The 21,778-nt window shown below is 62.2% G+C and carries 18 protein-coding genes and 1 pseudogene; 12 read left to right on the forward strand and 7 right to left on the reverse strand.

Going from position 1 to position 21,778, the window contains the following annotated elements; genetic code table 11:
- Nucleotides 1–21: 21 nt before the first annotated feature.
- Nucleotides 22–1,503 carry a sensor histidine kinase gene (locus KGA97_RS24130; RefSeq protein ID WP_223481649.1) on the reverse strand — a complete coding sequence of 494 codons (1,482 nt, stop codon included), beginning with the start codon at nucleotides 1,501–1,503 and terminating at the stop codon, nucleotides 22–24.
- A gap of 337 nt (nucleotides 1,504–1,840) precedes the next feature.
- Between KGA97_RS24130 and KGA97_RS24135 the strand changes: the two genes are divergently transcribed.
- The 9 genes from KGA97_RS24135 (at nucleotide 1,841) to feaR (ending at nucleotide 9,817) form a co-directional block, all read left to right on the forward strand.
- The gene (locus KGA97_RS24135) at nucleotides 1,841–3,004 is read left to right on the forward strand and encodes an acyl-CoA dehydrogenase family protein (RefSeq protein ID WP_223481650.1); all 1,164 of its coding nucleotides are present in this window, start codon (nucleotides 1,841–1,843) and stop codon (nucleotides 3,002–3,004) included.
- 25 nt (nucleotides 3,005–3,029) lie between these two features.
- On the forward strand, nucleotides 3,030–3,401 hold the full coding sequence (locus tag KGA97_RS24140; protein ID WP_008033901.1) for a hypothetical protein: 372 nt from the start codon (nucleotides 3,030–3,032) through the stop codon (nucleotides 3,399–3,401).
- A gap of 3 nt (nucleotides 3,402–3,404) precedes the next feature.
- The gene (locus KGA97_RS24145; RefSeq protein ID WP_223481651.1) at nucleotides 3,405–3,890 is read left to right on the forward strand and encodes a nuclear transport factor 2 family protein; all 486 of its coding nucleotides are present in this window, start codon (nucleotides 3,405–3,407) and stop codon (nucleotides 3,888–3,890) included.
- A complete protein-coding gene (locus KGA97_RS24150; protein WP_223481652.1) occupies nucleotides 3,887–5,035 on the forward strand; it encodes an amidase in 1,149 nt (382 codons plus the stop codon). Before KGA97_RS24145 ends, KGA97_RS24150 begins: the two co-directional genes overlap by 4 nt.
- Nucleotides 5,036–5,055: 20 nt before the next feature.
- Complete coding sequence (locus tag KGA97_RS24155; protein WP_207285946.1) at nucleotides 5,056–6,339, forward strand: aromatic ring-hydroxylating oxygenase subunit alpha; 1,284 nt, start codon at nucleotides 5,056–5,058, stop codon at nucleotides 6,337–6,339.
- On the forward strand, nucleotides 6,336–6,836 hold the full coding sequence (locus tag KGA97_RS24160; protein WP_223416536.1) for an aromatic-ring-hydroxylating dioxygenase subunit beta: 501 nt from the start codon (nucleotides 6,336–6,338) through the stop codon (nucleotides 6,834–6,836). The genes KGA97_RS24155 and KGA97_RS24160 overlap by 4 nt, the downstream gene beginning before the upstream one ends.
- A gap of 10 nt (nucleotides 6,837–6,846) precedes the next feature.
- Nucleotides 6,847–7,587: an SDR family NAD(P)-dependent oxidoreductase gene (locus KGA97_RS24165; protein ID WP_192229059.1), complete on the forward strand. Its 741-nt coding sequence runs from the start codon at nucleotides 6,847–6,849 to the stop codon at nucleotides 7,585–7,587.
- 210 nt (nucleotides 7,588–7,797) lie between these two features.
- The gene (locus KGA97_RS24170; RefSeq protein WP_223481653.1) at nucleotides 7,798–8,745 is read left to right on the forward strand and encodes a PDR/VanB family oxidoreductase; all 948 of its coding nucleotides are present in this window, start codon (nucleotides 7,798–7,800) and stop codon (nucleotides 8,743–8,745) included.
- 151 nt (nucleotides 8,746–8,896) lie between these two features.
- Entirely contained in the window at nucleotides 8,897–9,817 is a 921-nt protein-coding gene (gene feaR, locus KGA97_RS24175; RefSeq protein ID WP_008041136.1) for a transcriptional regulator FeaR, read from the forward strand.
- Between the two features lie 863 nt (nucleotides 9,818–10,680).
- Here feaR and KGA97_RS24180 read toward each other — a convergent pair.
- Nucleotides 10,681–11,310 (reverse strand): response regulator transcription factor, encoded by a 630-nt coding sequence (locus tag KGA97_RS24180; protein ID WP_008033885.1) that lies wholly within the window; start codon nucleotides 11,308–11,310, stop codon nucleotides 10,681–10,683.
- Nucleotides 11,311–11,571: 261 nt separating this feature from the next.
- Here KGA97_RS24180 and hpaC point away from each other — a divergent pair, with 261 nt between their 5' ends.
- Nucleotides 11,572–12,084: a 4-hydroxyphenylacetate 3-monooxygenase, reductase component gene (gene hpaC, locus KGA97_RS24185; protein ID WP_223481654.1), complete on the forward strand. Its 513-nt coding sequence runs from the start codon at nucleotides 11,572–11,574 to the stop codon at nucleotides 12,082–12,084.
- 138 nt (nucleotides 12,085–12,222) lie between these two features.
- On the opposite strand, the gene KGA97_RS29675 is transcribed toward hpaC, so the two are convergent.
- The 3 genes and pseudogenes from KGA97_RS29675 to KGA97_RS24195 form a co-directional block, all read right to left on the reverse strand.
- On the reverse strand, nucleotides 12,223–13,053 hold the full coding sequence (locus tag KGA97_RS29675; RefSeq protein WP_411740672.1) for a methyl-accepting chemotaxis protein: 831 nt from the start codon (nucleotides 13,051–13,053) through the stop codon (nucleotides 12,223–12,225).
- A 27-nt stretch (nucleotides 13,054–13,080) separates the two neighbouring features.
- Nucleotides 13,081–14,349, reverse strand: a pseudogene (locus KGA97_RS29680) (HAMP domain-containing protein); the annotation flags it as partial.
- A 155-nt stretch (nucleotides 14,350–14,504) separates the two neighbouring features.
- Complete coding sequence (locus KGA97_RS24195) at nucleotides 14,505–15,827, reverse strand: alginate export family protein (RefSeq protein WP_223436398.1); 1,323 nt, start codon at nucleotides 15,825–15,827, stop codon at nucleotides 14,505–14,507.
- A 276-nt stretch (nucleotides 15,828–16,103) separates the two neighbouring features.
- Here KGA97_RS24195 and KGA97_RS24200 point away from each other — a divergent pair, with 276 nt between their 5' ends.
- Together KGA97_RS24200 and KGA97_RS24205 are read left to right on the forward strand one after the other, a co-directional pair.
- Complete coding sequence (locus KGA97_RS24200; RefSeq protein ID WP_008033873.1) at nucleotides 16,104–16,493, forward strand: c-type cytochrome; 390 nt, start codon at nucleotides 16,104–16,106, stop codon at nucleotides 16,491–16,493.
- Nucleotides 16,494–16,540: 47 nt separating this feature from the next.
- On the forward strand, nucleotides 16,541–18,031 hold the full coding sequence (locus KGA97_RS24205) for an aldehyde dehydrogenase family protein (RefSeq protein ID WP_192229066.1): 1,491 nt from the start codon (nucleotides 16,541–16,543) through the stop codon (nucleotides 18,029–18,031).
- A 1-nt stretch (nucleotide 18,032) separates the two neighbouring features.
- Here KGA97_RS24205 and KGA97_RS24210 read toward each other — a convergent pair whose 3' ends face one another.
- Nucleotides 18,033–20,420 (reverse strand): DUF3772 domain-containing protein, encoded by a 2,388-nt coding sequence (locus KGA97_RS24210; RefSeq protein ID WP_008043081.1) that lies wholly within the window; start codon nucleotides 20,418–20,420, stop codon nucleotides 18,033–18,035.
- Between the two features lie 114 nt (nucleotides 20,421–20,534).
- The gene (locus KGA97_RS24215) at nucleotides 20,535–21,719 is read right to left on the reverse strand and encodes an acetyl-CoA C-acyltransferase family protein (RefSeq protein ID WP_008033866.1); all 1,185 of its coding nucleotides are present in this window, start codon (nucleotides 21,717–21,719) and stop codon (nucleotides 20,535–20,537) included.
- Between the last annotated feature and the right edge of the window lie 59 nt (nucleotides 21,720–21,778).

Genomic DNA, 21,778 nt, shown 5'->3' on the forward strand with positions numbered 1-21,778 from the left:
GATTCAGGTTCTTCGGCGGTGTCAGGCGGGAGTTGCGAGGGGAAGGGAGAAGGTGAAAACAGCACCGCAGGGCTCAAGGTTTTGCGCCCAGATATCGCCGCGATGGCGGCCGATGATGTTTTTGCACAGCGCCAGGCCAATGCCGTTGCCGCTGACCTTGGAGGAGAAGAAACCGTCGAACAGCTTCTCTTGCGCCTCGGCCTGAATGCCGCGACCGCAGTCTTCGATGCGCACCAACGCCACGTCGTTTTCGCGGCTGGCGTGAATGCGCAGCACCCGTCGTTCAACAGGCAGATCGCTCATTTCTTCAATCGCGTTGAACGCCAGATTAAGAATGACCTGACCGATCAGCACCTTCTCGCAGCTCACCCACAGCGGCGCGGGACTGGCGACAATCTCGACGCGGACCAGGCTTGGATCGGCGCGCAGGCTGATGAAATAGCGGGTTTCGCGCAGCAGTTCGTTGAGGTCGATCAGCTCTTCGGCCTGCTCCAGTTTGACCACGTAATCGCGCACGCTTTTGATGATCAGCGACGCATGCTCGATTTGCCGCACGGCGTTTTGCAAACCCCAGGCGACGCCCTGATCTGTGGTGGACTCCTTGCCCAGGCGAATCACCGCGCCTTCGATGAAGTTGCGGGTGGCGGCCAGCGGTTGGCTTAGCTCATGAGCAATGGCCACGGCCATTTCACCCATGGCGTTGTAGCGCGCCAGGTATTCGAGTTTCTGCTCGCTGACCCGCCGTGCTTCTTCGGCGCGCACTTGCTCAGTGACGTCGCGAAACAGCAGCAGGTGGCCGACCAGGTCATCTTCGATCTCGATAAAACGACACGTCGCCTCATGCCAGCGCCACTCACCGTCGCGGCGTTGCAGGTGGTAGTGCACGCGGAAGGGCGCATGTTCCGGGGTCTCGCTGGCCAGCTGTTGCAGCAGCCGGCGGCGCGAATCGTCGTCGCACCATGACAGGAAGTTTTCGCCGATCAGCGTGTGTTCTTCGCTGTTGAGCAGGTGCGCGCCGGAGTCGCTGATAAAGCGGATATCACCTTCAGGGCCGAGCACCGCGACACCTTCGGCGAGGTCCTGCATGAATGCCTTGAGCCGGCTTTCGAAACGCTTGAGGTCGCGCTTGACCTTGTCCTCCCTGGAGATGTCGCGGAACTGCACCATCAGCACATCGCGACCCTCCAGGTGCACCAGCGTCGCGACCGCCTCGGAGAGGATTTCCACGCCTTGCTTGGAGCGATAACACCACTCGATGGCGCGCTGGCCCGTGCGCGCTGCGCCTTCCAGCCAGCGCAGGCCGACCGAGCGCCGGTACTTGGGCGCGTCGCGGGTCATGTCCGGGGCTTTCAGCGGCGTCAGTTCTTCCAGGGTAAAACCCAGCGCGTCGAGGGCGGCGGTGTTGGCCCAGAGGATCTCCTTGCTCTGCGCATCGTGAAGAATGATGCACAGCGGCATGGCTTCGATGAGGGTGAAAAAGTCGTGCGGTTTTGGCAGGTACATCGCGCAGTCCTGAGGAACCGGTGAAGGGAAAGTATGGCTTTTTATACCCGCTTGCGCGTGGGGATGCGCTCAGAGGTAACCGGGGGCGGGCTAGGGGATTCCTTTAGTGAAGAGGCTGCACGCACCAATAGTGGCGACCCGACGCGGTTTTTACACTGGACCTCAATGCAAGGGCAGCCACGCATCTTCTCTGTAGGAGCGAGGCTTGCCCGCGAAGAACGATAACGCGGTTTGCCATTAAGACCGAGGTGTCTCGTTCGCGGGCAAGCCTCGCTCCTACAGGGAGCGGTGTCGTTAGCGAAACCCCACTAACAATAAGTAAAACGGAGAGAAGCCCATGCTGCGTTCAGCTGTCGCGGAGAAAGACCCTCTGCCAGGCGTCGACGGCAACACCGTCCACCGCCAGGCCTTTGAGCAGGTGCTGGCGGAAGTGCGCCAGCGTCGCGATGAATTCGACGCCGGTTCCCACGTGCCACGGGACATGATCGAGCGCTTCAAGCACGTGGGCATCTACCGCGCCGCCACGCCGAAATGCTTCGGCGGTGACGCCCTGGCGCCGGCGCTGTTCCTGCAAATGATCGAGCGTATTTCCGAAGCCGATGGCTCTGCGGGCTGGGTCGCCAGCTTCGGCAGCGCCGGCGTCTATCTCGCCGCATTGCCGCCGGAAACCCTCGCCGACATCTACGCCCAAAGCCCGGATCTGGTGTTCGCCGGTGGCCTGTTCCCGCTGCAACCGGCTGAAGCTGTCGAGGGCGGCTGGCAGGTCAACGGCACCTGGAAATTCGCCAGCGGCTGCAAGGGCGCCGACTTGCTCGGCGTGGGGATTGGCGCGGCGGGTGGCAAGCCGCGCACTGCGGTGTTCCGTGCGGACCAGGTCGATATCATCGAAAACTGGGACGTGGTCGGGCTCAAAGGCACCGGCAGTCACGACCTGCGCGTCAGCGACAAACACATCGACGAACGCTGGACCTTCATCCGTGGCGGTGCCTCGACCATCGACGAGCCGCTGTTCCGCTACCCGTCGATTGCCTACGCCGCGCAAGTGCTGGCCGTGGTCAACCTTGGCCTGGCCCGTGCCGCCCTCGACGAAGTCAGTCGCATGGCCGCCGGCAGCGGCATCACCGGCGCACCGAAAATGGCCGACCGCGCCTACGTGCGCATCGAGATCGCCAAGGCCGAAGCCCGACTGGCCGCCGCCCGTGGCTTCTTCTACAACGCCACCGAGCAAGTGTGGAATTCGATCCTGGCCGGCAACCCGGTCACCGCCGAACAAACCAGCCTGTTGCGCTTGTCCGCGATTCACGTGTCCCAGGCGGGCGCCGCCGTGGTGCAGAGCGCGTACAGCCTCGCCGGCACCACCGCGATTTACCTGCGCCACCCGCTGCAGCGCTACCTGCGCGATTCGATGGTGGTCACCCAGCACGCGTTCCTCAGCGAAGGCCTGTACGACGGCGCCGGCTCGGTGTTCCTCGGCGTGCCGCCGTTCCCTGGCTACATCTGAACCCCCTATTCAAGGATCAAATTTCATGTCCCAGACCACCCAAGAACCGCTGCGCGTCGTCTTCTGCATCGGCATCACCCAGAACTTTTTCGACCTGCCCACCGGCGAAGGCCTGAGCGTGTGGAAAGGCTTCAGCCAGATGATGGGCTCGCTCGGCGCCATGCCCGGCATCACCGTGCTCGGCGCGATGGACGATGACCGGTTGATGGTCGGCCCGTCCACCACCTCGCCGTGGACCGTCTACATCATGGCCGACGTCGACTGCCACCAGTCGGTGATCGATGCCTGCAACCTGTTCCGCACCACGCCGGTAAACGAGTACAGCCTGTGGCGTTACGCCAAGGTCGAAGCGCGCATCGGTCGTCCACTGACCATCCCTGATGCCGCCAGGGTGTAAGCCATGAACGAGGCCTTGTTGCAGCGTCTGGCGACGCTCGAAGGGGAGAGCCAGGTGCGCCGCTTGATGGCGCGCTACATGGACCTGTGCGACGTGCCGAGGGCGGTCACCCATGTCAGCGAGCTGGCGCAATTGTTCTGCATCGACGCTGTGTGGGAAGGCGTCGGCAGCGTCACCGCGCAGACCTTCGGCCAGCATCGCGGGCGTGAGGCGATTGCGGCGTTTGTCGGCGGCTACTTGCCGCCCTCGGAGCACTTTCACCTGAACCTGCATTACCTCACCAGCGAGTCGATCCTGGTCGACGGCAGCAGCGCGCAGGGGCAGTGGATCATGCAGCAGGTGTCCACCTACGCCGATGGGCGCAGCGAGTTGTTCGGCACGCGCTTGAACATCGATTTTCGCTGTGTCGAGGGTGTCTGGCTGATTGCGCATTTCCGCACGCAACGCTTGTTCAACACGGACCTCTTCACCTCGGAGTCGGGCGCATGAGCACGTTTATCAGCGAATTTTTACTCGGTGGCGACGGCAAGCGGGTCGCGATCAAGGACTCGATCGACATCGCCGGCCATCCGACGCGCTCGGGCAGTCGTGCGTTTGCCGAGGCTGAACCGGCGCTGCGCAACGCCGACGTGGTGGACGCGATCCTCGACGCAGGCTGGCAAATCGTTGGCAAAACCAATATGCACGAGTTGGCGTTTGGCGTGACCGGGATCAACGACTTGACCGGCACGCCGATCAACCCGCAAGCACCGGACCGCGTGCCAGGCGGCTCTTCCAGTGGTTCGGCCGCAGCGGTCGCCGCCGGTCTGGCGGACATCGCCATCGGCACTGACACCGGCGGCTCGGTTCGCGTACCGGCGGCGTGCTGCGGCATTGCCGGGTTGAAACCGACTTATGGGCGAGTCAGTCGGGTCGGTGCGCATCCAGCGGCTTCCAGCCTCGATTGCGTCGGGCCGTTTGCCGCCGACATGGCGGATCTGATCGCGGCAATGCAAGTGATTTGCCCAGGCTTCCAGGTGCAGGGTTTGCCCTCTGGCAACGCGTCGGTGGGTTTTCTTGAAGTCGACTGTGACCCGCATCTTCAAGCAAGCCTCGGTGCCGCCGCCGACCGCGCAGGCTGGCGTCGCAGCCAGCTGCACCTGAGCGATTTCGAAGCCGCGTTCGCCGCCGGCCTCACCGTGATCAATTTCGAAAACTGGGCCGCGTTCGGCCACCTCACGGGTAAAGGCCTGATCGGCGCGGACGTTGAGCAACGCCTGCTGGCCGCGAGTCGCACCAGCGCGGCGGACCTGGCGCAAGCGGAGAAAGTCCGTGCGCGTTTCAGCCAGCAAGTGGACGCCGCGCTGGAAGAATTCGCGGTGCTGCTGTTGCCGACGATGCCGAGCCTGCCACCGACGCTGATCGAAGCCCGCAGCGCCAGCAAAGCGGTGGCCGGCATGACCCCGTTGGTGCGGCCGTTCAACCTCAGCGGCCATCCGGCGCTGACGGTGCCGGTCGAACTGGAGGGCAGCGGACTGAAAGTCGGCCTGCAGATTGTCGGTCGTAAAGGTCAGGACGAGCTGGTCTGCGCCTTCGGTGCGCAACTGCAACAGAGCATGGCCGGCGAACGGTCGACCCCTAACAAGAAATCATAAAAAGCCATGAGGAGAACCGCATGAGCACTCATGAATACCGGCTGATCGCATCATCGAAAAGCCCGGACGAACTGGTCAGCCACGACCGCGTAGACGTCTCGCTGTATAACGACCCGGCGCTGTTCGAAGCCGAGCTGGAAAAGATTTTCTACCGCACCTGGGTGTGGGTTGCCCACGAAAGCGAAGTGCGCAACAGCGGCGACTTCAAGACCGCGACCATCGGCCGTCGCCCGGTGATTGTGGTGCGCGACAAGAAGGGCAACATCAACGTCCTGGAAAACCGCTGCCGGCACCGTGGCGCCACGGTGTGTGAAAAACACAAGGGCAACGCCACCGGCTTCACCTGCCCGTATCACAGCTGGTCGTACGGTCTGGACGGCAAGCTCCGTGCGCTGCCGTATCCGGACGGCTACGAAGGCATTCTGGAAAAGTCCGAATTGCCGCTGACCAGCCTGCGCGTGGAAAGCTACGCCGGCATGGTTTTCGCCAGCTACAACGACGAGATCGAGCCGCTGGAAGACTTCCTCGGCGGCGCCAAACACTGGATGGACCTGTTCATGAAGCAGGGCGCCGGTTTCCCGATCAAGACCCAGGGCGAACACAAGTTCAGCTTCAAGGGCAACTGGAAGATCCAGCTGGAAAACACCACCGACGGTTATCACTTCCCGATCGTGCACAAGTCGTTCATGTCGTCGGTGGATGAGGAAACCTCGGAAATGCTCTCGTTCATGACCGACGAACAAGCGGTCACCCATTCGCTGGGCAACGGCCACAGCGTGATGGTGATGGTGCCGGAGCATGTCGATCTGGACCATGACGACGGCACCGAACAGTTGCAGGAGCGCTTCGCTCACGTCACTGAAGAGCTGTCAAAAACCATGGAGCCTGCGCAAGTCCGTCGCATCGTGCGCTCGCTGCACGGCGCCGGTTTCAACCTGAACCTGTTCCCTAACGTCGCGATGTCGATGTCGTTCTTCCGCGTGCTGCGCCCGGTGTCTGTGACCGAAACCGAGATCCGCCACGTTGCCCTCGGCATGGACGGCGGCCCGGAAATCGCCAACCGCGAACGCATGCGCATTCACGAACACTTCCAGGGCCCGTTCGGTTTCGGCAGCCCGGACGATGCCGAGGCCTGGGACCGTGTGCAGCGCGGTTCGTACGCCGGCGTCGATGCGCCGATCCTGGTCAACCGTGGCCTCAATCGCGAAATCACTGCCGAGAACGGCGACAAAGTCAGCCACGCCACCGACGAAGGCGGCATGCGCGGTGCCTACGACATGTGGAAAAGGATGATGAGCCAATGAGCAATCACGACACCCTGAACGGTTTTTCCGGCCCGTTGGCCCAGGCCATCGAATTCATCTGGCGCGAAGCCGAATTGCTCGACCACAAGAACTACGCCGAGTGGGCGACCTTGTGGAGCGACAGCGGCAAGTACATCGTGCCGATCGACCCGGACACCGAGGACTTCGAAGCGAACCTCAACTACGCCTACGACGATGCGCGCATGCGTGACTTGCGCATCGAACGCCTGACTGCCGGCTATTCACCGTCGGCGGTGGACGCGGCGAAAACCATCCGCACGATCTCGCGTTTCCGCCTGGTCGAAGCCGCTGGCGACATCGTCGAAGTCAACTCGGCGCAGTTGCTGTACGCCTACAAGCGCGGCGTGCACACGCCGTTCGTGGCCGACCTGAACCACCGCATCCGTTTCACCGACGGTGTGCCGTCGCTGGAGCGCAAAGTGGTGCGCCTGATCAACTCCACCGACAGCCTGAGCGCGCTCGGCTTCCTTCTGTGAGGGCAACATCATGAGTCGAGTAGCCCTTGTAACAGGTGCCTCGCGCGGACTGGGCGAGTGCATCGCCCGCCGTCTGCACGGGGCGGGTTATCGCGTCGCCCTGGCGGACGTGCGTCTCGAGGGCGTGCGGCGATTGGCTGCCGAGCTGGATGCCAGCGGTGCCAGTGCTGTCGCCATTGAGCTGGATGTGCGCAGCAAGGCTGACTTCCAGCATGCCCGCGACGTGCTGGTCGAGCATTGGGGCGGCTGCGACATCCTGGTGAACAACGCCGGCGTGTCGAAAGTCGCCGCGTTGATGGACATCACCCCGGAGGAGTTCGACGAGTCGATGGCGATCAACCTGCGCGGCACTTTTGTCGCGTGCCAGGTGTTCGGCGCGCACTTTGCCGAGCGTGGTTTTGGCCGCATCGTCAACATCGCCTCGCTCGCCGGGCAAAACGGCGGCACCGCCACCGGCGCGCATTACGCAGCGGCCAAGGGCGGCGTGGCGACGCTGACCAAAGTCTTCGCCCGTGAACTGGCTCCGCAAGGCGTGACGGTCAACAGCATTTCGCCGGGGCCGCTGGACTTGCCGGTGGTGCGCGAAACCGTGGCCCCGGAGCGTCTGGAACAGATCCTGAAAATGATCCCGGCGGGCACCCTCGGTGATCCCGGATACATCGCCGACAGCGTGTTGCTGCTGATTGCCGACCACGCCGCCTCCGTAACCGGCGCGTGCTGGGACATCAACGGCGGCCTGTTCATGCGCTAAGCAAGGCTTCACACACAACCCTGTAGGAGCCGGCTTGCCGGCGATGGCGTCCACGTTGGCGATGCAAATCTCAAGACCGGAACAATCCCTTGTAGGAGCCGGCTTGCCGGCGATGGCGTCCACATTGGCGATGCAAATCTCAAGACCGCCATAGCTCCTACAGGGGGCCTAACAAACGTCCCAAAAATCAACCGTATTTCAGGTGATGCAATGATGAAGGTGAAGATCGAAAGGATCGTCGACGAAGCGCTGGATATCCGTTCCTTTCGCCTCGTGCGCAGTGACGGCCAGCCGCTCGACGCCTATGAACCGGGTGCCCACGTCGACCTGACCGGGCCGACCGGGGTGACCCGTCAATATTCGCTGTGCAGTCCGCCCCAGGATCGCCGCGCGTATCTGGTAGCGGTAAAAAAAGAAGCGCAGTCCCGTGGCGGTTCAGCGGCGCTGCACGAGGTGGAAGAGGGCATGGAGCTGGAAATGGGCGCGCCGCGCAACCTGTTCCGCCTCGACCCGACGGCCAGCGAACATGTGCTGTGCGCGGCCGGTATCGGCGTCACGCCGCTGCTGAGCATGGCTTATCGGCTGAGCGAAAACGGCCAGCCGTGGCGCCTGCATTATTTCGCCCGTTCGCCGCAATACGCCGCGTTCGCCGAGTTGTTGGCGAGTACGTTCGCCGGGCATGTGCAGTTCCACTACGGCATCGAGCCGGGTGACATGGATGCCACGTTGAGTGAGTGCCTTGACCACGCTGGCAGTACCGCACACGTGTACACCTGCGGCCCGGCACCGTTCATGAACAAAGTGGTGGAAGTGGCGGCGCGCAGCCGCTGCGACGATGCGATCCACCTTGAGCACTTCCAGGCCGATCCCGCAGCGAATGCCGGTCCGAGTGGCGGTTTTGAAGTGGAGCTGGCCAGTTCCGGCGTGGTGCTTCAGGTGCCGGCCAACGCGAGTCTGGTCGATGTGTTGCAGGCTCACGGTTGTGACATCGACACTGAATGCCGCGAAGGCATCTGCGGCACCTGCATCGTCGAGGTGCTGGACGGTGTGCCGGAGCACCGCGACAACTGTTTGTCGAACAAGGAAAAGGCGTCCAACAAACAGATTTGCGCCTGCGTTTCCCGCGCCGTTTCCGCCCGTCTGGTATTGGACATCTAACGCAAGGGAAGGCTGGCAAGCCAGCGCCGGAGCCTGTTGAATAGGGCCCGGCGGCCGTCGAAGGAGGAGACAGCCAAGGTCAGTAACATTTGCCGAACCGCTCGACGAAGCGGTCGAAAAATAACAATAAAATGCGTGAGGCTTTGCAGTGATGATGACTTCTTCGGCGGTTCGCAACGAGGCGTTCGAAAGCTGGCTGAGCCAGGTCAACCAGGCCTGCGGGCGTTTCGATGCCCGCGCCCTGGATACGGATTTCTACGGTGAGCTGGCGGAATATCGCAGCGGTGCGATCAACCTCAGTGTCGTCGACATGGCGCACGTGCACCTGTATCGCACCAGCAAGGACGTCAGCGTCAGCAGCGACGGCCACTATTACGCGGTGTTCCAGATGCGTGGCAGTTCCCGGCTGGAGCAGGGCGACAACCGCGCTCAACTGGGCACGGGCGACATCGCCCTGATCGACGCCTGCCGCCCGAGTGACATGACCTACAACGAGGATTCCCGACAGTTGTCGCTGATCCTGCCGCGTCAGGTGGTCGAGCGCGGTTCGCATTTCAATGCAGTCAACTGCGCCACACGCATCGCGGCCGGTACACCATTGGCGGCGATGGCCAACCGCTTGGTGCTGGATACCCGGCAGCAGGAAGGCCTGGACATGCAGGAAAGCGAAGCGGTACTGGATGCGTTGGTCAGCCTGTTGTTGCCCGGGATCAGTGCCCGCGACAGCGGCGCAGATGCCCACGAGCGGCAGTTTCGCAAGATCATCGCCTACATCGACGAACACATCAGCGCCGAAGACCTGTGCCCCGAGCTGATTGCCCGTGAGGTAGGGATTTCGGTGCGCGGGTTGTACCGGATGTTCTCCAAGCGCGGCCTGGTGGTGGCGCAATACATCAAGCACCGGCGCCTGGATTTCTGCGCGGAAAACCTGCGCCGCTCACCTGACGAGCAGAAGCTCTCGGCGCTGTGTTACGCATGGGGATTCTCTGATTCCAGCTACTTCTCCTCGGCGTTCAAATCCCGCTTCGGCGTCTCGCCGGGTGCTTATCGCAAGCGCTACAGCCACAACTGATATCTCCTGCAGGAGCCGGCTTGCTGGCGATGGCGGGGCATCAGACGCCATCAATGTTGAATGTGCCGGCCTCATCGCCAGCAAGCCGGCTCCTACAGTAGATCTTCGCCGTGCACATACCTTGAGTTCGCTGCAGACCCCTGTAGGAGCCGGCTTGCTGGCGATCGCGGAGTGTCAGGCGCTATTGATGTTGCATGTGCCGGCCCCTTCGCCAGCAAGCCGGCTCCTACAGTAGATCTTCGCCGTGCACATACCTCGTGTTCGCTGCGGATCCCTGTAGGAGCCGGCTTGCTGGCGATGGCGGTGCATCAGACGCCATCTATGTTGCATGTGCCGGCCTCATCGCCGGCAAGCCGGCTCCTACAGTAGATCTTCGTCGTGCACATACCTTGAGTTCGCTGCAGACTCCTGTAGGAGCCGGCTTGCCGGCGATGGCGGAGTGTCAGGCGCCATTGATGTTGAATGTGCCGGCCCCTTCGCCAGCAAGCCGGCTCCTACAGTAGATCTTCGCCGTGCACATACCTTGAGTTCGCTGCAGACCCCTGTAGGAGCCGGCTTGCCGGCGATCGCGGAGTGTCAGGCGCCATTGATGTTGCATGTGCCGACCCCATCGCCAGCAAGCCGGCTCCTACAGTAGATCTTCGCCGTGCACATACCTTGTGTTCGCTGCGGATCCCTGTAGGAGCCGGCTTGCTGGCGATGGCGGAGTGTCAGGCGCCATTGATGTTGAATGTGCCGGCCCCTTCGCCGGCAAGCCGGCTCCTACAGTAGATCTTCGCCGTTCACATACCTTGAGTTCGCTGGAGATCCAATGTAGGAGCCGGCTTGCCGGCGATGGCGGCCTCATGATCGCCGCAGGTCCCTCAATGCCGAGACGGCTCATCCACCGGCAAATGCAGCACTTCGCGCACCAGCATGGCAATGCTGGTCACGCCCATCTTTTCCTTGATCTTGGTCCGGTGCACATCAACGGTTTTCACGCTGATGTTCAGCTCCCGGGCGATGACCTTGCTGGCCTTGCCATCGATCACCAGCATCAACACTTCCCGTTCACGGCTGGTCAGCAGGGCGAGTTTGCCTTGCAGGTGCTGGCGTTGCTGCTGATCGGCCTGGGCATGCACGGCGGTCTTCAGCGCCGCTTGTATGCGGTCGATCATCTGCTGCGGGTTGTAGGGTTTCTCGACGAAATCCAGCGCACCGTTCTTCATCGCGGTCACCGACATCGGAATGTCGCCATGGGCGGACACGAAGATCGTCGGCAGGGTGCTGCCACGCTGGTTGAGGATTTCCTGCAGCTGAAAGCCGCTGGTTTCCGGCATGCGCACGTCCAGCACCAGGCACGCCGGTTGCTTGGGGTCGTACTGGCTCAGGAACTCTTCAGCGCCGGCAAAGCATTGCGCCTGGACGCTGACCGACTCCAACAACCAGGCCAGCGAAGTGCGCAGGTCTTTGTCGTCATCAACGATATAAACAATCGGTTTGCGGGTTTCCATCAGGGGTTGCCACGAGATTTTCTAATTATTGTTTTCGCACGCGTGCACGCTGCGGCGGACGTCGACACCTATGTTGGCGCCTTTTAGCAGAATACCCACTGCGACGGGCCCTGACGATAAAGAAACCACCTAGTCGACTAGCGGAAAGCCTACCTCGGCATGGGGATCGTCAGAATGGTTGCGCGCCACGTCGGGCTTTAGTCTTGTTCCATCACCCACGGGCCGCGAACGCGCGGTCCTCCTGAAGGAAGGGGCACCGACATGGCCAACCTGAGCCAGCAGCAAATCGACTTTCGCAACGCCATGGCGCAACTGCCGGCGGCGGTGAACATCATCACCACCAACGGCCCCGGCGGTCGCTGCGGCATCACCGCCAGCGCCGTGTGCTCGGTGACGGATTCGCCACCGACCGTGCTGGTGTGCGTCAACCGCAACAGCGCCACCCACGATGTGTTCCGCACCAACGGCCGGCTATGCGTCAACGTGCTGTGCGGCGAACAGGAAGAACTGGCCCGACACTTCGCCGGCATGACCCAGGTGCCGATGGCCGAGCGGTTTACCTGGGACTTGTGGGACGGCGGCGACACGGGCGTGCCGGTCCTGCGTGATGCACTGGTGCAGCTGGAAGGGCGGATCAGCGAGTGCAAGGAAGTAGGGTCGCATTCGGTGATGTTTGTGGAATTGTCGAAGGTAGGTGTGCGTGGGGAGGGCGATAGCCTGGTGTATTTCAACCGGTTGTTTCATCGGATTGAGCATGCTGTGGCGGCTTGCTGAAACACCGCGTTATCGTTCATCGCGGGCAAGCCTCGCTCCTACAGGTGACCGGGGTGCCCGGACGGACGCGGTCACTGTAGGAGCAGCCGGGCGGCGTTCCGTTTGCTCGCGATAGCGGTAGATCAGGCACCGCTGCCTTCAGATCCGAAAACTCCCGACCAACTGATTCAGCCGCCCAGCCTCGCGTTCCAGCTCGGTACATGCCTGCAACGTCGATTGCAGGTTCTCCACTCCTTGCTGGTTCAGCGTGTTGATCTCGGTGATGTCCACGTTCAACGCCTCGACCACCGAGGTTTGTTCTTCAGTGGCTGCGGCGACCGATTGGTTGACGTTGTCGATCTCGCCAATGCGTTGCGTCACGCTGCCCAGCCGCGTGCCGGCGAGGTTGGCGATGCTGACGCTTTCCTCGCTGTGCTGCTGGCTCTCGGTCATGGTTGTCACCGACTCACGCGCACCGATTTGCAGTGCTTCAATCATCTGCTGAATCTCTGCCGCTGAGGTCTGTGTGCGCCCGGCCAGGCTGCGCACTTCGTCGGCGACCACGGCAAAGCCGCGGCCCGCTTCACCCGCCCGTGCCGCTTCGATGGCGGCGTTGAGGGCGAGGAGGTTGGTCTGCTGGGAGATGCCTTTGATCACTTCGAGGATTTGCCCGATGTTCACGGTTTTGCTGTTCAGCGCTTCGATGTTGACGCACGACGCGCTGATTTTGCCGGACAGTTCGTTCATCACCTCAATCGTGCGCTCGACCACCTGACGCCCGTCTTCGGCCTGTTGGCGCGCGGCGGAGGCTTGCTGCGAGGCGTCGGAGGCGTTGTTCGCAATTTCCTGGGCGGCGGCGCCCAGTTCGTTGATCGCGGCGGCGACGCTGTTGGTGCGGGTCGATTGTTCATCGAAGTTGCTCAGCGATGCGTTGGACGCCAACAGCACACGCTTGGCGCCTTCGTTGACGCCGAGCGCCGCCGAAGACACCTCGCGAATGGAATGGTGGATGCGTTCGACAAAGCGGTTGAACGCCGTCGCCAGTTGGCCTATTTCATCCCGTGATTGCACGGCCAGGCGCCGGGTCAGATCGCCTTCGCCCCGGGAAATATCCTCCATGACCCGCGTCAGCAGTTGCAGCGGCCGGGTGATGCGATACGCCGCGTACCAGATCAACACCAGGCCAAGCAGCGCCGAGCCGCCGCCCAGCAACAGCTCAAGCGCGGTGCTTCGCACGGCTTGCGCATCGAGTTCCTGTTGCAGCGTGGTGACCGGGGCGAGCAGCACGTTCTGCGGCACGCCGACCAATACACCCCACTGCGCCGCACCGGCAATCGGTGCCAGCGGCTCAAGCACTTTGATCTGCTGTTGATCGACGAACACTTTCGGCTGGCCCTGACGCAAGGTGTCCATCACCTCGGCGTTGTCCAGCGGTTGCCCGAGGCGACTGAGGTCCTGGCTGTTGGCGGAAATCACCCCGCGCGGGCTGACGATGCTGATCTGCCCGTTGCCGTCGAACAGTTGGAGCGCGCTGGCTTCGCTGTTCTGTTGCAGGGCGGCGAGGTTGATGTCGAGGCCGACCACGGCGATGACCTTGCCGTTGTCCATCAGCGGGAAGGCGATGCTGGTCACCAGTTTGCGGCTGCCGGAGGCCTCGTCGAAATACGGCTCCAGAACGCAGGCTTTGCGGGTGTCGCGGGCACAGGTGTAGAAGGCGTTGTAGGGCGCGCCGCTGGGGCCGGGCGAGGTGTTGGCGAGCAGCGCTTCGTCGCCGATCACCGCTTGCAGTTCGCCGGGTTTGCTTTGCACCCAATACAGCGAAAAGCGCCCGGTTTCGTTGCTGCCCATGGCCGCCTGATCGACGAAACCAGCGTCGGCGCCGTCCAGGGCATCGGGTTCGAAAATGACATAAAGCCCGAGCAGGTCGGGCTTGTCGATCAGGGCCTGGTGTAGCTGGGTGCTCAGCTCCTGGCGCAGTTGTGGACGGGTAAGGTTGCCCTGATGTTGCAACTGCCTCAGGTAGAGCAGATAGCGCGACAACCCTTGGCCATATTCGTGCGTCTGCATGAAGGTGCGTTGCACCTGCATCGCTTGCACTTTGCCCAGCGCCTGCATGTGTTCCTTGGCGGCGTTGGCGAGCATTTCGCTGCTGGCCTCGGCCACTTGCTGGCTGCTCCGATGGGTTTGATACAGCGACAACCCCATCAGCAAACCCACCACCAGCAGCAGGCAGAGGCCGGCGAGCAGGGCGATCTTGCTCTGAATCGTCAGGAATTTTTTGTGCATTGGAAAGGCCTTTTTCCTTGAGGCATGACACGGTCCCCTGTAGGAGCGAGCCCGCTCGCGAAAAATGTCTGGGCGACGCGTTCATTCAGGCAGCAAGCGTCATCGTTGACCTCCATCGCGAGCGGGCTCGCTCCCACAGGGATTGCGTAGGGGGCTTAGAACGTGGTGGCGAAAATCACCTGGCTGTAGAGGTTCTTGTCGTTGCTGCCCAGCTGCGTGCCACCTTCGTCGGCGCTCTTGTCCGGCTGATAGAGGCCGATCAGCGGCATCACCGTCAGGTGTTCGTTGACGTGCCATTCGGCATACAGATCGACTTCGTGGCCATCGGTATTGCCGAGGTTGCGGTCGATGGTGTCGAAGTTGAAATACATCGCACCGACCGTCAGGTTCTCCAGCGGCGAGACGGTGAACTTGACCTGCTGGATACGCGAGTTGGTGTTGAACGGGCCGGCGTAGTTACCGGCGACTTCACCCTGGAACCAGGTGCCGAAGCCACGGCTGAATCCATAGAACAGCGTGTCATAACCTTCCGAGAAACGGCTGTAGCGGTAGCTGGCATTTGGCGTCCAGGCCACGTCGGCGAAGGTCCAGCCGGCTTCCAGGTACCAGGCGTCTTCGGTGCTGGTGTGGGGTTTGTCCTGCTTGGCGTATTCGCCGGAGAGGAACAGGTTTTTCACCCCGGCATTGCCGGCTGCGCGCAGGCTGTAGGTTTTCATGCCGTCGCGTTCAAGCTGCGAAGGGGAGGCGAATTCTTCGTCGACATCGGTGGTGTCGATGTAGGTCAAGCCGACCGTGCCTGCTTCGGCGACATGCTCAAGCGTGCCGACGTACATTTCGGTTTTCGCTTGTGCGCGGTTATCGGATTTCAACCACATCAGGTCGCCACGCCAGCCTTCCTTGCCTCCCAGGCGCAGTACGGCAGTCTCGTCGAAGGCTTTGCGCGCCGCCAGCCAGTACGCACCTCCGCGGTTGAACTCACCGTCGGCCAGACCTTTGCCCAAGTTGAGCGCGTCGCCATTAATCAGGAAACCATCACCGACCACGATGTTCTGGCGACCGAAGGACAGGTCGACGCCGTCCTCGCCGAGCACGTCGAACAGCTTGCCTGAACGCCAGCCGAGGTAGGCGTCTTCGAATTTGGTGGTGCGTTCCGAACCGTCGCTGAAGCCTGCGGCATCGCCGTCGCCCCAGGTGCCGGAGCTGAGCAGGTTCGCCGCGCCATACGCGGTGCCGACACCGGCCAGGCCCTTGTCGAAGCTCAGGCCATATTTGATGTAGCCCTCGCGCCACGACGAAGAACCCGGGTCGAGGCGGCCGGACAGCGCGTAGTTTTCCTGGCTGTGGAAGATGCCGAAGACCGCTTCCAGCGTGGCGTTCAGGTGACTGTCGTCATCGGCGTAGAGTTCGTACGCGCCGGCATGGCCGGCGCTGATCATCAGGGCAAGTGTAGAGAGACGCAGCAAGGGGGACTTGAGCATGTGTGGCATCCGTTCTTGTTCTTGAGCGCAGGTTTGCGGTCTTTTTCGATACTAAGGCGCGGAACTTTTCCGGCCTTTTGTGTGGTTGCCAAAGAGTTGGCTGTGCTTGCCAAAATGCCCGGTTTGGCAGCCTCGCCAATACGACTGGCACGCAGGGCAAAACCTGCGCATCACTGACCATCGACAATCCCTCTCAACCCTGTCGATGCACCGCTGCGTCGGCGCTCCCGTGTTGCCGCTCAATGGATGAGCGCGGATTTTCAAGGTCGTTTTCCTATGTTCACCTCGCTGCGATTGCCCCTCATCGGTCTGCTCTCACTCACCCTCGCGCACACCGCGCTGGCCGCTGACTGCGCGCCCGACCAGGGGCATGGCGCCCAGGTCTTCGCCAATGAATGCGCGGTCTGCCATTCGGTGACCAAGGGCATGACGGGAATGATGGGGCCGAACCTGGCGGGTGTGGTCGGGCGCAAATCCGGCTCGCTGGAAGGCTTCAACTATTCCCAGGCCATGCGCAGCAAAGACATCAACTGGCAGGCCGAGAACATCGCGCAACTGATCACCCAACCCCAGGCCTTCGTGCCGGGGACCTACATGCCCTACATGGGCCTGGCCTCCGCGGACGATCGCCAGGCGGTCGTGTGTTTCCTCAAAGAACAACAGTAATCAGCCCGTTATCCGGCTGAACAACACGTCTGAACCAAAGGTGATTTATGAGCAACGTTGAAATCCTGCCGCAGGTTGCTGCATTCCTTGACCGCCGCCACGGCTGCTTTATCGATGGCCAATGGGTGTTCGCCGAAGGGCCGCGTATTGCCGTGGTCAACCCGGCCACCGGAAAAACCCTGTGCGAAACCCTCGACGCGCCGCTGGATGTGGTCGAGCAAGCCGTGCAGTCGTCGCATAAAGCCTTCAAGTCCGGCGTGTGGTCGGGCCTGCGCCCGGCGGACCGCGAACGCATCCTGCTGAACTTCACTGCGCTGGTAGAAGCGCATGCCGAAGAGCTGGCGCAGCTGGAAACCCTGAGCCAGGGCAAGTCGATCAACATGGCGCGCGCACTGGACCTGAACGCCACCGTGGAGTTCATGCGCTACATGTCCGGCTGGGCGACCAAGATCGAAGGGCAGACCTTTGACGTGTCGATTCCGCTGCCGCCGGGGGCGAAATTCACCGCGTTCACCAAGCGTGAACCGGTGGGCGTGGTGGTCGGGATCGTGCCGTGGAATTTCCCGTTGCTGATCGCTGCGTGGAAGCTGATGCCAGCCCTGGCCACCGGTTGCACGGTGATCATCAAACCGGCGATGGAAACGCCGCTGACCGCCATGCGTCTGGCTGAACTGGCGCTGGAAGCGGGGATTCCGGCGGGCGTGTTCAACGTCGTCACCGGTGGCGGCGCCAATGTCGGCGGTGTGCTGACGGCGCATCCGCTGGTGAGCAAAGTGTCCTTCACCGGTTCCACGGCGGTGGGCAAAAGCGTCGGCGTAGCGTGCATGGAAAACATGACGCGGTTCTCGCTGGAGCTGGGCGGCAAAAACCCGATGATCGTGCTGGCCGATGCCGACATCGAAAAAGCCGTGCAGGGCGCAATCCTCGGCGGTCTGCTGAACAACGGCCAGGTGTGTGCCGCGGCTTCGCGCTTCTACGTGCATCGCTCGATCCACGATCAATTCGTTGAAGCACTCGCCGCCGCCGTATCGGCGATGCCCATCGGCGCAGGCATGAACGGCGAAGCGGCGATCAACCCGCTGGTCTCACGCAAGCAGCAGCAAAGCGTGCTCAAGCACATCGAGCTGGCGCGTCGCGAAGGAGCACGAGTAGTGTCCGGGGGCGAGTTGGTGGAAGGCGAGGGCTTCTATGTGCAGCCGACCATTCTGGCCGACATCGATCACAGCATGGCGGTGGCCCGCGAAGAGGTGTTCGGCCCAGTACTGGGGGTGATGCCGTTTGACGATGAAGACGCCGTGATCGCCCTGGCCAACGACAATCGCTACGGCCTGGCCGCGAGCCTGTGGACCAATGACCTCGGCAAAGCGATGAACCTGGTGCCGCGCATCGAGGCCGGCACCGTGTGGGTCAACGCCCACGTGCTGCTCGACCCGGCCATGCCGTTTGGTGGCGTCAAGCAGTCCGGCATGGGCCGCGAGTTCGGTCGTGCGGTGATCGAGGCCTACACCGAGCTGAAATCAGTGTGCATCGCCCACTGATTCACACCGTGGGTGCCGGCTTCGCCAGCTCGATACCGGCGTCACTCAGGCGCTTGAGAATTTCAAACAGCAGGTCGCTCTTGGTCACGCCGACGATTCTCGGGCTGCCGACATAGCCAGTGACCGTCAGCGTGATGCCCTCGGGGGTCAGTTTGCTGAAGCGCACCATCGGCGCCGGTTTGTCGAGAATGGTCTCGTGCTCGCGGTAGGTGTTGTAGAGCAGGTCTTTCACCTGTTCGGGGTCGATGTCCAGGGGGAAGGTCAGTTCGAGTGACGCCACCCCTTGGGCGCTGCCGCCCAGGGTTACGTTGCGCAGGTTTTGCGAGATCAGCTGCGAGTTGGGCACGATGACGATCGAGCGGTCACTGAGCTGGATTTCGGTGGCCCGCACGTTGATCCGGCGGATGTCGCCCTCGACCCCGCTGATGCTGATCAGATCGCCGACTTTCACCGGGCGCTCGGTCAGCAGGATCAGGCCTGAGACGAAATTCTTGACGATCTCCTGCAAGCCAAAACCAATCCCCACCGACAACGCGCTGACGATCCAGGCCAGGTTGGTCCACTGCACGCCCAACGATGACAGCGTCAGCAGAATGACCAACGCATAGCCGATGTTGGCAAACAGCGTGGTCAGCGAAGCGCGCATGCCAGGGTCCATCTCGGTTTTCGGCAGGAGCTCCTTGTCCAGCCAGCGGCCCAGCGTGCGAATCAGGTAGATGCCGATCAGCAAGGCCAGTGCGGCATTGAGCAAGTGCCCGGGGATGATGTTCAGTTTGCGCAGCCCGGCGCCGCCGAGAATGGAAAAGACGTTGGTAAGCAATTGCCCGAGCGTCGTGCCGACCCCGCCGACGAACAGGGTGACCAGCGCCAGCAGCAAAAGTCCGGCCCGCCCGACCCCTGAAAGAACGATCGAGATCTGCTCCAGGCGCCGGTCTTCAATGCCGAGCAACTGCTTGAGCGCCTTGCCGCTGGGGCTTTTGATTGAAAAAAAGTATTCGCAGGCATCTTTGAAGCACTGCATCAGCAAATAGAAACCTGAGAGGATGAGAAAGCCCCAGACCAGTTCATAGGTGACGAACCTTGCCAGGGACACGTAACCGGTCAGGAGGGAAACCAGGCAGATCACCATCGCAAGACTGGCGAGGGTGTAAAGCACGCCCGCGAACGTCCTGCCGGCTTCATAGGCTTCGCCAGACGCCACGACGGCTCTGCGGACTTTGCCGGTGCGCCACAATAAATCCACCAGAACGCACGTAACAACCAGTGCGACGACCCCTCGACCGGCGATCACGATGCCGCTGCTCATGCCGGTTGCGTTGGTAATTTGGATCATCGTCACCAGAACCAGCAGCACGCCCGCCAGAACCCGCGGATAAGGCTTGAGTGACAGCGCCACCTGATCGGCAAGCGCCGGCAGCCGCCACGACGGGTGTTTCGTGGACAACAGGGCGCGGCTCAACGCGGTGATCAGCACGCAGGTGTAGGCGACTTTTTCGAATTCCTGGGAAAACGTCGACAGTGTCGGCGTCAGCGGAGCCTGGCGTGTGAAGACATAAAACAGCAGTTGCAGGGACAGGCCGACCGTCAGCACCGTGGCCAATACGGAAGCCAGCGCCAGGGAACTGCGGCGCAGGCGTCCTTCTGGCATCCGGTGAATGCAAAGCCACGTCAGCCCTCGTTCCGCGAGACGGCGGCCCAGCGTCCAGATAAGCAGGGCCAGCAGCAACAGTACGCTGGTGTAGAGGCGTTGGCCCGGTTGCCAGGCCAGTTTGACGACCTCACTTGCCTGACCGAGGAACGATGCGAAGCGCTGTCGATCATCCATCGAAGGGCTCAGGATCGGTGACCAGAACTCTGGGTTCAGGACGCTTCGGGTGCTCAGGGTCAGTTCGCTTTCCAGCATGTTGCGACGGATGCCGGCAATCTGGGTGATGAGGTCGGTGGCACTCGTTTTCAGGGTGGCCAGGGTTTTCAGGGTGGCGTCGACTTTGTTTTTTTGCTCGGTGAGCGCGACCCTTTGCGCGGTGATATCGGGCTGCTCGGCCGCGGCGTCATCACGCGGGACAGGCCCCAGTACACCGAGTTGCGCACGCAGTTGAGTCTGCAGGGGAAGCAGCGAGGTCGAGAGGCGATCGACATCCAGCATGAACATCTGGACGAGGTCCTGCGGGGCCTCCAGTTGGCTGTAGTTATCTACCAGCGAGATCTGTTGTTTGAGGGCGTCCAGCCGAAGTTGCAACGCCTGGAGGTCGCTTGGGGAAACGCTGGGGGGCGCGGCAACCGCCCTGGGCATTGAAATGTCCGCAGGGTCTGCCGCCAACAGCATTCCGGGGCCCGCCCCGAAAAGCGTGAAAGCGACGAAAATCATGGCTTTCAGTGCATGACGCATAGGAGTGCCTGACTCTGTTGTTAGTCATTCAGCCTATGAGGTTAGGTCATCAGTCAAACCTTCGAGCAATAGTTTGTTCGGCTGCCCCCGTTGAACGGGGGCAGGGTGGACGTATCAGACGCGTTCGAACAGCACGGCGATGCCCTGGCCGCCGCCGATGCACATGGTCGCCAGTGCATAACGGCCCTGGACGCGGTGCAGTTCGTGAATGGCCTTGGTCGCGATGATCGCGCCGGTGGCGCCCACTGGATGGCCCAGTGAGATGCCCGAACCGTTAGGGTTGACCTTCTCCGGGTCGAAGCCCAGTTCCTGCGCCACGGCACAGGCTTGCGCGGCGAAGGCCTCGTTCGACTCGATGACATCCAGGTCGGCGACGGTCAGGCCGGCACGCTTGAGCACCAGACGAGTGGCGGGAATCGGGCCGAGCCCCATCAGTTCCGGCTCGACACCGGCGTGGGCATAGCCGACCAGCCGGGCCATTGGTTTGAGGCCTTGTGCGCGCACCATTTCACCGGTGGCCATGATCAACGCACCGGCGCCGTCATTCAGGCCCGAGGCGTTGCCGGCGGTGACGCTGCCGTCCTTTTTGAAGGCCGGTTTCATCTTGGCCAGTTGCTCGGCATTGACCTCGGCGCGCACGTGTTCGTCGGTTGCAAAGGTCACGGTGCCTTTGCGCGATGCCACTTCGATTGGCACGATCTGACTGTTGAAGCGGCCTTCGGCGATTGCCCGCGCGGCGCGCTGCTGGCTGAGCATGGCCAGTTCATCCTGGGCCTGACGCGTGATGCCATAACGCTCGGCGATGTTTTCCGCGGTGATGCCCATGTGGAAACCGGCAAACGGGTCTTGCAGCACGCCGAGCATGTAGTCGATGGCCTGCATGTCGCCCATGCGTGCGCCCCAACGCGCTTGCGGCAGCAGATACGCGCCACGGCTCATGGATTCGACGCCACCGGCCAGCGCCGCGCCTGCATCACCGAGCATCAGGCTTTGCGCGGCACTGACAATCGCCTGCAAACCGGAACCGCAGAGGCGGTTGACGTTGAAGGCGGGTGTCTCTTTCGGCAGGCCGGCATTCATCGCCACCGCCCGGGAGATGTAGGCGTCGCGGGCTTCGGTCGGGATCACATGGCCCATCACCGCATGGCCGATGTGCTCAGGCGCCAGCCCCGAGCGTTCGATGGCGGCGCGGCAGACGTCGGTGGCCAGTTGAATCGGTGGCACGTCCTTGAGCGAGCCGCCGAAGCTGCCGATGGCGGAACGGACGGCGCTGATAACGAAAATGTCGGATGGGTTCATGTGGGTTTCCCTGGTTCGGTCTTGTGCGCGTTTGGCGCTGTTATTGGGGGCAAGAGTCT

Source organism: Pseudomonas sp. BF-B-15 (assembly GCF_019946675.1).
GTDB classification, from domain to species: Bacteria; Pseudomonadota; Gammaproteobacteria; order Pseudomonadales; family Pseudomonadaceae; genus Aquipseudomonas; species Aquipseudomonas migulae.

Coding starts and splice junctions, on each gene's coding strand:
- KGA97_RS24130 (WP_223481649.1), bottom strand. CDS start 1,503: ATGTACCTGCCAAAACCGCACGACTTTTTCACCCTCATCGAAGCCATG.
- KGA97_RS24135 (WP_223481650.1), top strand. CDS start 1,841: ATGCTGCGTTCAGCTGTCGCGGAGAAAGACCCTCTGCCAGGCGTCGAC.
- KGA97_RS24140 (WP_008033901.1), top strand. CDS start 3,030: ATGTCCCAGACCACCCAAGAACCGCTGCGCGTCGTCTTCTGCATCGGC.
- KGA97_RS24145 (WP_223481651.1), top strand. CDS start 3,405: ATGAACGAGGCCTTGTTGCAGCGTCTGGCGACGCTCGAAGGGGAGAGC.
- KGA97_RS24150 (WP_223481652.1), top strand. CDS start 3,887: ATGAGCACGTTTATCAGCGAATTTTTACTCGGTGGCGACGGCAAGCGG.
- KGA97_RS24155 (WP_207285946.1), top strand. CDS start 5,056: ATGAGCACTCATGAATACCGGCTGATCGCATCATCGAAAAGCCCGGAC.
- KGA97_RS24160 (WP_223416536.1), top strand. CDS start 6,336: ATGAGCAATCACGACACCCTGAACGGTTTTTCCGGCCCGTTGGCCCAG.
- KGA97_RS24165 (WP_192229059.1), top strand. CDS start 6,847: ATGAGTCGAGTAGCCCTTGTAACAGGTGCCTCGCGCGGACTGGGCGAG.
- KGA97_RS24170 (WP_223481653.1), top strand. CDS start 7,798: ATGATGAAGGTGAAGATCGAAAGGATCGTCGACGAAGCGCTGGATATC.
- feaR (WP_008041136.1), top strand. CDS start 8,897: ATGATGACTTCTTCGGCGGTTCGCAACGAGGCGTTCGAAAGCTGGCTG.
- KGA97_RS24180 (WP_008033885.1), bottom strand. CDS start 11,310: ATGGAAACCCGCAAACCGATTGTTTATATCGTTGATGACGACAAAGAC.
- hpaC (WP_223481654.1), top strand. CDS start 11,572: ATGGCCAACCTGAGCCAGCAGCAAATCGACTTTCGCAACGCCATGGCG.
- KGA97_RS24195 (WP_223436398.1), bottom strand. CDS start 15,827: ATGCTCAAGTCCCCCTTGCTGCGTCTCTCTACACTTGCCCTGATGATC.
- KGA97_RS24200 (WP_008033873.1), top strand. CDS start 16,104: ATGTTCACCTCGCTGCGATTGCCCCTCATCGGTCTGCTCTCACTCACC.
- KGA97_RS24205 (WP_192229066.1), top strand. CDS start 16,541: ATGAGCAACGTTGAAATCCTGCCGCAGGTTGCTGCATTCCTTGACCGC.
- KGA97_RS24210 (WP_008043081.1), bottom strand. CDS start 20,420: ATGCGTCATGCACTGAAAGCCATGATTTTCGTCGCTTTCACGCTTTTC.
- KGA97_RS24215 (WP_008033866.1), bottom strand. CDS start 21,719: ATGAACCCATCCGACATTTTCGTTATCAGCGCCGTCCGTTCCGCCATC.